This window comes from Methylobacterium sp. WL18, assembly GCF_008040015.1.
GTDB lineage: Bacteria > Pseudomonadota > Alphaproteobacteria > Rhizobiales > Beijerinckiaceae > Methylobacterium > Methylobacterium mesophilicum.
On the sequence record NZ_VRVD01000106.1, the window covers coordinates 1 to 10,795 of the forward strand.

Here is a 10,795-nt window from a genome sequence, read left to right on the forward strand (position 1 = left end):
CTCCCGACCCGACCTCACGGCCGGCCCACCCTCCCCCGCAGTGGGGGGAGGGGAGGCGCCCGCTGGTCTCGGTCATAACAATCCGCCTCCGCCGAGCTTGGCCGAGGTCGTCGAAACGCTCAGCACCATCCCGAAGAAAGACCTGTCCCGCCACCTCGCCGAATGGCTCGACGCCCTCGACGAGACCGGGCGCTGGGCGCTCCTGAAGCTCGTTACCGGCAACCTGCGCGTCGGCGTCTCGGCGCGGCTCGCCAAGACCGCGGTCGGCGCGCTGGGCGGCCACGAGGCGGATGCCGTGGAGGAGGTCTGGCACGGGCTGACGCCGCCGTTCGAGACCCTGTTCGCCTGGGTCGAGGGGCGGGCCGAGCGGCCCGAGACCCTCAACCCGGCACCGTTCCGACCGCCGATGCTGTCGCATCCGATCGAGGAGGAGGCCGATCTCGAGAAGCTCGAAGCGGAGGCCTTTTCCGCCGAGTGGAAGTGGGACGGCATCCGTGTCCAGCTCGTCGGCGGGCGCGACCGGGCGGGCGTGCAGGTCGCGAAGGTCTATTCCCGCACCGGCGAGGACATCACCGGGGCGTTCCCCGACCTCGCCGAGGCGATCGGCTTCACGGGGACACTCGACGGCGAGTTACTGATCCTGCGCGAGCGCCGGGTCCAGAGCTTCAACGTCCTGCAGCAGCGCCTGAACCGGAAGGCCGTGACGGCCAAGCTCCTGGAAGAGTTCCCGGCCCATGTCCGGGCTTACGACCTCCTGACGCTGGACGGCGACGACCTGCGGGCCGAGCCGTTCGCGACCCGCCGGGAGAAGCTGGAGGCGCTGGTCACACGCCTCGACCACGCGCGGATCGACATCTCGCCGCTGGTCCCGTTCGCGGATTGGGAGGCGCTCGCCGCCGCCCGGGCCGATCCGGCCTCGGTGGGGGCCGGCGAGGACGCGGACGCGATCGAGGGCGTGATGCTCAAGCGCCGCAACAGCCCCTACCTGCCGGGCCGCCCAAAGGGCCCCTGGTGGAAGTGGAAGCGCGAGCCCCATGTCGTCGATGCCGTGATGATGTACGCGCAGCGCGGTCACGGGAAGCGCTCGTCGTTCTACTCGGACTACACGTTCGGGGTCTGGCGGGAGGCCCCCGAGGGGGGGGACGAGCTGGTGCCGGTGGGCAAGGCCTATCACGGCTTCACGGACGCGGAACTCGCCAAGCTCGACCGCTACGTCCGCAACAACACCACCAAGCGGTTCGGTCCGGTCCGCGAGGTCACCCATGGGCCTGAGGCCGGGCTCGTTTTGGAAATCGCCTTCGAGGGCGTCCAGCGCTCGACCCGGCACAAGTCCGGCGTGGCGATGCGCTTCCCCCGGGTCAGCCGGATCCGTTGGGACAAGCCCGCCGCCGAGGCCGACCGGATCGACGTGCTGGAGCGGATCCTGGCCCGCGGCGAGCGCGAGATCGCGCCCGGGGCAACGTTGATGGAGTCGGGGACATGAAGCAGGGGAAGATCGGTCCGGTCGAGCCGCTGGCCTCCGGCGCGGTGGAGCGCCATGCGAGCGGCCGCCTGACCATCGCGACTCCGGGACAGGGCTTCACGGACTTCACCGGCGCGGTCGCGGAGTTCGTGAGTGGCAGCGGGATCCGGGACGGGCTCGTCACGGTATTCTGCCGGCACACCTCGGCTTCCCTGACCATCCAGGAGAATGCCGACCCGGACGTGCAGACCGACCTGATGTCGGCCCTCGACGGCTTCGCGCCACGCGGCACGCCCTACGTCCACGGCGCCGAGGGGCCGGACGACATGCCGGCCCACATCCGCACGCTGGTCACCGATTCGGCCCTGAGCATCCCGCTGGTCGAGGGGCGTCTGGCCCTGGGCACCTGGCAGGGGATCTACCTGATCGAGCACCGCGACCGGCCGCATCGGCGGGAGATCGTCGTGAGCGTGATCGGCGCTTGAATCGGGGCGCTTGGTCCGGCGCACGCAGCAACATTCGCTGACACACCGCCGCTTAACCCTGCTGCGGGCAAAAACTTCTTGGGATCTGCTTCTGCGCCGGTCTCGCGAAGGGGGGACTCCGATGGGCTTGTTCGACGCGCTCTCGAATTCGGTGTCCGGCGCCTCGGCGCAGTCCCTGGCGCTCAACAACATCTCCGGGAACATCGCCAACACCCAGACCGCGGGATACAAGACCACCGAGACGAGTTTCGCCGACATGCTGGCCCAGACCACCGCCAAGGCGCAATCGAGCGGCGGCGTCGCGACCAGCACGCGCAACACCCTGGGGCTCCAGGGTACGATCCAGTCCACCGGGGTCGCGACCAACCTCGCCATCTCGGGGAACGGCTACTTCGTGGTCCGGTCGAACACCGGCACGCCGCAGAGTCCGAGCTTCACCGGCGAGACCGGCTATACCCGCCGCGGCGATTTCGACCCGGATGCGAACGGCTACCTGGTCAACGGCGCGGGTTATTACCTGTTCGCCGGCCCGGCGGCGACCGCGCCCGTACAGGTTCCAACCGGGACCGACACCCTGGCGAGCCTCACGGTCTCGCCCGCGGGCACCCTCACCGGTACGGGCGCGGACGGCGGCACCGTGCCGCTCGGCTCGTTGACGCTGGCGCAGTTCGGCGGACAGGACAACCTGACCTCCCTCGACGGCGGCACCTACGTGGCCAACGGCCAGTCCGGCGCGCCGAGCTTCGGGTTCGCGGGCGCGACCATCGCGGCCGGCTCGGTGGAGCAGTCGAATGCCGGCATCTCGGACCAGTTCTCGAAGATGATCGAGACCCAGCAGGCCTACACGGCCAACACGAAGGTCATGAGCGCCGCCGACCAGATGCTGCAGGACGCCATCGCGATGGATGTGTGAGGCTCGAGGGCGCGCCTTACAGGAACTTCAGCGGGTCGGTCTCGGGCGGGGGCGGGGCCACGTCGTTGCGGTTCCACCAGCCGCCGCCGAGCGCCACGAACAACGCCGCGCTGTCGCCGTACTGGGTGGCGCGGGCGGCCGCCGAGGTGACCAGCGCCGAGAGGTAGCCCTGCTGGGCGATCAGCACCTGCGTCGAGGTGACGGCGCCGGCCGTGTATTGCTTGCGGATCAGCCCGAGGCTCTGGTTGGTCGCGCTCACCGCGGCATCGGCGGCGGCCACCGCCTTGGCGTCGGCCTGGAGCGCCCGCAGGGCGTCCGCCACGTTCTGGAACGCGGTGATCACCGTCGCCTTGTACTGCGCCTGTGCCTGGGTCAGCGTCTCCTCCGCTGCCCGCTGGCGCCGGAACAGGGTGCCGGCGTCGAAGATCGGCGCCGTCGCCTGTCCGATGATCGTGAAGAACGCCGCGCCGGGATTGGCGACCTGGGCGAGCCGCACGGCGCTGGAACCGCCCGTGGCGGTCAGGCTGAATTGCGGCAGGCGGTTGGCCACGGCGACGCCGACGCTGGCGCTCGCCTGCTGCACCAGGGCCTCGGCCGCCTTCACGTCGGGGCGCTGCTGCACGAGGCGCGAGGGCAGGCTCACCGGCAGCTTGGTCGGCAGCCGCAGGGCCGACAGCTGGAAGGTCTCCGCGATCTCGTCGGAGGGCAGGCGCCCGGCCAGCGCCGTGAGGAGGTTGCGCTGCTGCGCCAGCTGCTTCTCGAGCGGCGGCAGCAATTGCTGCGACAGGGCCAGGGCGGCCTGCTGCTGGACCACGTCGGCCCCGGCGATCTGGCCGAGCGAGAGCTGCTTGTTGAACAGCTGCAGCACCTCGGTCTGCGCCTGGATCACCTTGCGGGTGGCGTCGATCTGCGCCCGCAGCGCCGCCTCTTGGATGGCGGCGGCGACGACGTTGCCGGTGAGGCTGAGATAGGCCGCCTCCAGCTGGAAGCGCTGGTTCTCGGTCGTCGCCTCCAGGGACTCGATCTGGCGCCGGTTCCCCCCGAACACGTCGGGATTGTACGCGACCACCGCCTGCGGGGTGGACAGGCTGTAGAGGTACCGGCTCTCGTTGTTGAGCGGCGATTGCAGGTCGAGGCCCGGCGCCAGGATGCCCTGCGCCTGCGGGGTGGCGGTCAGGCTCGGATAGAGCGTGCCCTTCTGGGCCAGCACGTTCTGCTGCGCGATCCGGAGCGAGGCCTGCGCGGCCTCCAGGGTCGGGTTGTTCGCCAGCGCCTGCTCGACCAGCTGGTTCAGCGCCTTCGAATGGAACAGCGTCCACCATTGGCCGGGAATGTCGGCGCCGGAAACGAAGCTCTGGTCCGCCGATCCGCCCTGGCGGGTGCGGATGTTGTCGGCGGCCGAGGGATTCTGGAGCGGCTCCCGGGTGTAGCGGCCGACCGGGGGCGCCTCGGGCGGCACGAAGTTCGGGCCGACCGCACAAGCCGACAGGGACAAAGCCGATAGGGACACGGCCGCCGCCAGCATGATGGCCGCACGACCGCACCGATTCGGCGCCAACGCCACCATCATGCCCCCGAAACCCCTCCCTCGGTAGAGCGTCCCCGCGGACGACCAAGTCAATCCGACGGTGCCGCGATCCTGTGCGCCGGAGCCGCGCTGTGGCGCCCGGGCCACGTGACGATGCCCGGCACGCGTCGCTCTCGCCCGGCTCATGCCGCCACCCGGTGCCCGGTCACGGCCCGCCCGTTCGGATTCGGGTGCCGCCGCGAGAACAGCGAGATCAGCACCGGCACCACCACCAGGATCAGGTTGGGCGCCAGGATGATGCCGCCGACCACCACCAGGGCCAGCGGCTTCTGCACCTGCGAGCCGATGCCCGTGGAGATCGCCGCCGGCAGCAGGCCGACGCAGGCGGCCACGCAGGTCATCATCACCGGGCGCATCCGCACGATCGCGGCGTTCCACACCGCGTCCTTGCGCTGCCAGCCCTCGTCGAGCAACTGGTTGTAATAGGCCAGGAGGATCACGCCCTCCATGGTCGAGATGCCGAACAGGGCGATGAAGCCGATCGCCGCCGAGATCGAGAACGGCGTGCCGGTCAGCGCCAGCGCGAAGATGCCGCCGATCATCGCCATCGGGATCACCGACAGGGTCAGCAGCATGTCCGCCACGGACGAGAAATTGATGAACAGCAGGAGCGCGATCAGCACCAGGGTGACCGGCACGACCAGGCTGAGCCGGGTCGCGGCGTCCTTCAGGTTGGTGAACTGCCCGACCCACTCCATCCGGTAGCCCGGCGGCAGGTCCACCGCCTCGGCGACCTTGCGCTGCGCCTCGATCACCGCGCTGCCGAGGTCGCGCCCGCGCACCGAGAACTTCACCGGGATGTAGCGCTCCTGGTCCTCGCGGTAGATGAACGAGGCGCCCGAGACGAGGTCGACGTCGGCGATCTCGGAGAGCGGCACCTGGATCACGCCGCCGTTAGGGTTCTGGGCCCCCACCGCGATGTTGCGGATGCCGGCCAGCGACGAGCGGTACTCCTTGGCCAGCCGCACCCGCATGGAGAAGTGCCGGTCGGAACCGTACTCGTAGAGGTCGCCCGCGGTCTGGCCGCCGATCGCCGCCTGGATCGTGGTGTTCACGTCGCCGATCGACAGGCCGTAGCGGGCGGCCTTGTGGCGGTCGACGTCGATCCGCACGGTCGGCTGGCCCAGCGATTCGAACACCGCAAGGTCGCTGATGCCGGGCACGGAGGCCAGCGCCGCCTTGACCGCGTTGGCGGTCTTGGTGAGCTGGGCGAGGTCGCTGCCGTAGATCTTGACCGAGTTCTCGCCCTTCACGCCCGAGGCGGCCTCCTGGACGTTGTCCTCGATATATTGCGAGAAGTTGAACTCGATCCCCGGAAACTCGGCTTCGAGCTTCTTGCTCAGGTCGTGGATCAGGCTGTCCTTGTCGAGGCCCTTGCGCCATTGGTCGATCGGCTTGAGCGGCGCCAGGATCTCGACGTTGAAGAACCCGGTGGCGTCGGTGCCGTCGTTGGGCCGGCCCTGGTGCGAGATCACCGTGACGACCTCCGGGACCTCCTGGAAGATCTTGCGCAGGCGCTGGACGTAGTCGTTGCCGGCCTCCAGCGAGATCGAGGACGGCATGGTGCCGCGCACGTAGAGGTTGCCCTCTTCGAGCCGGGGCAGGAATTCGAGTCCAAGGTTCCGGGCGGCCAGCCCCGAGGCCAGCAGCACCACCAGCATCACCGAGAGTGCCAGCACCCGGTTCTTGAGGCCGAAGGCCAGGATGCGCTCGTGCCCGGCGCGCAGGAACCGCACGATCAGGGTGTCGCGCTCCTCGAGCTTCTTCGGCAGGATCAGCGCCGAGAGGGCCGGCGAGACCGTGAACGTCGCCAGCAGGCCGCCGACCAGGGCGTAGGCGTAGGTCTTGGCCATCGGCCCGAAGATGTGACCCTCGACGCCGCTCATCGTGAACAGCGGCAGGAAGCCGACGATGATGATGATCGCCGAGAAGAAGATCGCCCGGTTCACCTCGACGCCGGCGATCGCGATGATGCCGAGCCGGCCTTCGAGCCCCCCTGGCGCCTCCTGACCCTCGGAATGCTCGGGCTCGGCGAGGTGCCGGAACACGTTCTCGACCATGATCACCGTCGCGTCGACGATCAGGCCGAAATCGATCGCGCCGAGTGACAGGAGGTTGGCCGAATCGCCCCGGACCACCAGGATCAGGATCGCGAAGCCGAGCGCGAACGGGATCGTGGCCGCCACGATGATCGCGCTGGTGAGCGACCCGAGGAACAACCACTGCACGATGAACACCAGCACCACCCCGAAGACGAGGTTGTGCATCACCGTATGGGTCGTGGTGTGGATCAGCCCCGACCGGTCGTAGATCCGCTCGATCTTCACGTCGGGCGGCAGGATCGTCGAGGCGTTGATCTTGTCGATCTCCGCCTCGACCCGCTGCAGCGTCGGCAGGCTCTGGCCGCCGCGGCTCATCAGAACGATGCCCTCGACCACGTCGGACTGGTCGTCGTGGCCGACGATGCCGAGCCGCGGGGCGTTCGACACGCGCACCTCCGCCACGTCCCGCACCAGCACCGGCGTGCCGTTGACGAGGCTGATCATCGTGTCCCGGATGTCGTCCATGTCGCGGATCAGGCCGATGCCGCGCACCACCGCGGATTGCTGGCCGACATTCAGGGTCTGCCCGCCGACGTTGATCGAGGCGTTGTTCAGCGCCGTGGTCAGCTGGACCAGGGTCAGGCCCTGGGCCTGGAGGCGGTTCAGGTCGACCGCGACCTCGTATTCCTTGGCCTTGCCGCCGAACGCGGTCACGTCGGTGACGCCCGGGATCGCCTTGAACCGCCGCTGCAGCACCCAATCCTGCAGGGTCTTCATGTCCATGGGCGAGTAGCCCGCCGGGCCGACCAGCTTGTAGCGCATGATCTCGCCCACCGGGCTCGTCGGCGAGATCTGCGGCGTGGCGCCGTTGGGCAGGGCCGGGGCCTGCGACAGGCGGTTGAGCACCCGCTGCAGCGCCTGTTCGTACGTGTACTCGTAGTTGAACTGGACCTTCACGTCGGACAGGCCGAACAGCGAGATCGTGCGCACCACCTGAGCGTTGGGGATGCCGGCGAGCGCCACCTCCAGGGGGATGGTGATGTAGCGCTCGATCTCGTCGGCGGATTGTCCCGGGTTCTGGGTGATCACGTCGACGAGCGGCGGCACCGGGTCGGGATAGGCCTCGATGTTGAGCTGGGTATAGGCGCCGTAGCCGATGCCGAGCATCACCACGAACAGCAGCACGACCAGCACGCGCTGGCGCAGCGAGAAGACGATCAGGCTGTTCATCGCCCGGGTTCCCGCTCAGGACGCCTTGTCGCCGGTGGCCGCCCGGTCGATGAACAGGGCCCCCCGGGTCACGATCTGCTCGCCCGCATGCAGGCCGTCGACGACCTGGGCGCTGTCGCCGTTGATCACGCCGAGCTTGATGTCGCGCGCCTCGACGGCGCCGTCCTGGCGGGCCACCCAGACATGGGTGCGGTCGCCCTCGTACACGATCGCGGCGACCGGCACGCTCGGGCTCGGCTCGCCCTTGCCGGTGATGATCGTGTAGGTGGCGAACATCTCCGGACGCAGCACCCGGTCCGGGTTGTCGACCTCGCTGCGCACCGCGAGTCGCCGCGTCGCCGGGTCCAGGCTTGCGGCCATGTAGTTGACCCGGGCCTTGAACACCCGCGCCCCGAAGCCCGCCACCTTCGCCTCGACCTCCTGGCCGATGCGGATCTTCGGGATCTCGCTCTCGCGCACGTTGGCGACGAGCCACACCGTGGACAGGTCGCCGATCACGAAGACCGGGTCGCTGGAGGCGGAGAGGAACTGCCCGGTGCCGACCTTGCGCTGGACGATGGTGCCGGCGATCGGCGCCCGGATCTGGGTCTCGGGGCTGAGGCGGCCGTTCTTCTCGTAGGCGACGATCTCGGCGTCGGACTTGCCCAGGAGCCGCAGCCGGTTCCGCACGGCGTCCAGGGACGCCTCCGCGGTCTTCAGGTCGCTCTGGGCGGCGATGACGTCGTTCTGCGCGGACTGGTAGTCCTTCAGCGCCACCGCGTGGGCCTGGAACAGTTCCTGCTGGCGCGCCGCGATGGTCTGGTCGAGCTTCAGCAGGGCCTGCTGCTTCTGGAGATTGTTCAGGGCGGCCTGATAGTCGTTCTGCGCCTGGACCATATCGGTGGCCTCCAGCGTCAGCAGCACGTCGCCGGCCTTCACGTCGTCGCCCGCCCGGGCCAGCACCTTGGTCACCCGACCCGCGTAGGGCGAGACCACCGGCACGTTGTCGTCGTCGTTGAGCGCGATGCGCCCCTCCGCGGAGCCCTCGGGGCGGAACACCTGGGTCGCCACGGGCAGGATCTCGAACGCGGCGCGCTGTTCCTTGCTCGGCCGGAACACCCGCTCCACCGTCCCGGCCTTCTCGGCCTCGATCCCCGCATCCGGGTTGCCCGATCCGAACAGCCCGGCGACGACGCCCGAGACGGCCTCGCGGGCGCGGTCCGAGACGGCCAGCGCCAGCCCGCCCGCGACCGCGACCAGCACGACGACGATCAGGGGCCAGGGCGTGCGGCGCCGGCGCGCGGATGCGGCGCGGGCCTCATCCTGGTCCAGAGGATTGCGGGCGTCCATGCGGTTGGTCTTCTGGGGCCGGGCGAGGGACCGGGATGGCGATGAGGACAGGCTTCGGCCCAGACCCCGGCCGTTTCATGGTGATCGGAGTCGCTTGTCGAGGCGTGCCGTCCGGGCGGACCCGAACTGCACCATGTGCCTAGAGCAAAGCTTGGCTGATCCGCAATCGATCGGGGGGCCGGGTCGCGAAACCGTGTGGCTCCGTCTTCCTTCGCCGGGATTTGTTACAATATGACAACGCTCCCGGGCCACAAGCCCGATCCATCCCACAGATCCGATCGAAGAATCCGCCATGACCGACATGAGTTCTGCTTCCGCCCCATCGGGTTCTGCCGCCGGCAAGATCCCGGTCACCGTGCTCACCGGCTATCTCGGCGCCGGCAAGACCACGCTGCTCAACCGGATCCTTACGGAAAACCATGGCAAGCGTTACGCCGTGATCGTCAACGAGTTCGGCGAGATCGGTATCGACAACGACCTCGTCGTCGGCGCAGACGAGGAAGTGTTCGAGATGAACAACGGCTGCGTCTGCTGCACCGTGCGCGGCGACCTGATCCGGATCATGGACGGCCTGGTGAAGCGGCGGGGCAAGTTCGACGCGATCATCGTCGAGACAACCGGGCTGGCCGACCCGGCCCCGGTCGCCCAGACCTTCTTCGTCGATCAGGATGTCGGCGACGCCGCCCGCCTCGACGCCGTGGTGACGGTGGCGGACGCCAAGTGGCTGTCCGATCGCCTGAAGGATGCCCCGGAGGCGAAGAACCAGATCGCGTTCGCCGACGTGATCCTGCTCAACAAGAGCGACCTCGTCTCGCCGGAGGATCTGGACCGGGTGGAAGCCGAGATCCGCGGCATCAACCCGCTGGCCAAGCTCCACCGCACCCAGAACTGCGCCGTGCCCCTGGAGGCCGTGCTGGAGCGCAACGCGTTCGACCTCGACCGCATTCTCGAGGTGGAGCCGGATTTCCTGGAGGCGGGCCACCATCACCATCACGATTCCGAGATCCAGTCGGTCTCGGCCAAGATCGACGGCGAGGTCGATCCGGAGAAGTTCATGCCCTGGATCTCGAACCTGACCCAGGTGCAGGGGCCGGACATCCTGCGCTGCAAGGGCATCGTGGCCTTTCCTAACGAGCCGAAGCGCTTCGTTTTCCAGGGCGTGCACATGATCCTCGACGGCGACGTCCAGGGGGATTGGCGCCCGGACGAGAAGCGGGTCTCCCGGGTGGTGTTCATCGGCCGCAACCTCGATCCGGTGGCGATTCGCCAGGAATTCGAAGCCTGCCGGGCCTGATCGAGGGCAGCCCGGCTGGTCCCGGGCGGCGGGTCGCCGGCGCGTCGCGGTTCCGCGCCGTCGGCGGCCTCGGGTTGCCGGCGCAGCGTTCACAGGTACTTGTATAGCGACCGATTGTCGGAGCGATTGTCCTCGATATAGCGTATCTACCTGGCTCGATATCGACGCGGGGGGATTTCGCTATGGTACGTCTACTTCTGACCGCCACCATACTTGCTGGCGGCGCCGCAGCGCTCGTCACGCCGGCCGCAGCCCTGTCCACCAAGGATTGCTCGACCAAGTATCAGGCCGCCAAGCAGGCCGGGACGCTCAACGGCCAGAAATGGAACGACTTCCGCAAGGCGGAATGCGGGGCCGAGGCGACGAACACAACGGCCAACACGGTGCCGAACCCCGTGGCACCCGGTGCGACGAAGCCCGCGGCCCCGGCTCCCGCGCCGCAAGCCCCGGCC

7 protein-coding genes and 1 pseudogene are annotated in these 10,795 nt (G+C 68.9%); 5 read left to right on the forward strand and 3 right to left on the reverse strand.

Going from position 1 to position 10,795, the window contains the following annotated elements; translation table 11 throughout:
* From FV228_RS10840 to FV228_RS10850, 3 genes are all read left to right on the forward strand, one after another.
* Nucleotides 1-1,483, forward strand: a 1,483-nt coding sequence (locus FV228_RS10840; RefSeq protein ID WP_147854636.1) for a cisplatin damage response ATP-dependent DNA ligase, incomplete at its 5' end; no start/stop codon positions are given.
* The gene (locus FV228_RS10845; RefSeq protein ID WP_147854637.1) at nucleotides 1,480-1,947 is read left to right on the forward strand and encodes a secondary thiamine-phosphate synthase enzyme YjbQ; all 468 of its coding nucleotides are present in this window, start codon (nucleotides 1,480-1,482) and stop codon (nucleotides 1,945-1,947) included. The genes FV228_RS10840 and FV228_RS10845, both read left to right, overlap by 4 nt.
* A 121-nt stretch (nucleotides 1,948-2,068) precedes the next feature.
* The gene (locus FV228_RS10850; protein WP_147854638.1) at nucleotides 2,069-2,860 is read left to right on the forward strand and encodes a flagellar hook basal-body protein; all 792 of its coding nucleotides are present in this window, start codon (nucleotides 2,069-2,071) and stop codon (nucleotides 2,858-2,860) included.
* Between the two features lie 16 nt (nucleotides 2,861-2,876).
* Here the strand turns inward: FV228_RS10850 and FV228_RS10855 are convergent, their stop codons facing one another.
* The 3 genes from FV228_RS10855 to FV228_RS10865 form a co-directional block, all read right to left on the reverse strand.
* Nucleotides 2,877-4,385 (reverse strand): efflux transporter outer membrane subunit, encoded by a 1,509-nt coding sequence (locus FV228_RS10855; RefSeq protein WP_238260138.1) that lies wholly within the window; start codon nucleotides 4,383-4,385, stop codon nucleotides 2,877-2,879.
* A gap of 185 nt (nucleotides 4,386-4,570) precedes the next feature.
* Nucleotides 4,571-7,720: a CusA/CzcA family heavy metal efflux RND transporter gene (locus tag FV228_RS10860; RefSeq protein ID WP_147854639.1), complete on the reverse strand. Its 3,150-nt coding sequence runs from the start codon at nucleotides 7,718-7,720 to the stop codon at nucleotides 4,571-4,573.
* Nucleotides 7,721-7,735: 15 nt separating this feature from the next.
* Entirely contained in the window at nucleotides 7,736-9,049 is a 1,314-nt protein-coding gene (locus FV228_RS10865; RefSeq protein ID WP_147854640.1) for an efflux RND transporter periplasmic adaptor subunit, read from the reverse strand.
* Nucleotides 9,050-9,341: 292 nt separating this feature from the next.
* Here FV228_RS10865 and FV228_RS10870 point away from each other — a divergent pair, with 292 nt between their 5' ends.
* Nucleotides 9,342-10,343: a GTP-binding protein gene (locus FV228_RS10870; RefSeq protein ID WP_147854641.1), complete on the forward strand. Its 1,002-nt coding sequence runs from the start codon at nucleotides 9,342-9,344 to the stop codon at nucleotides 10,341-10,343.
* 182 nt (nucleotides 10,344-10,525) lie between these two features.
* A pseudogene (locus tag FV228_RS10875) lies at nucleotides 10,526-10,795 on the forward strand (hypothetical protein); the annotation flags it as partial.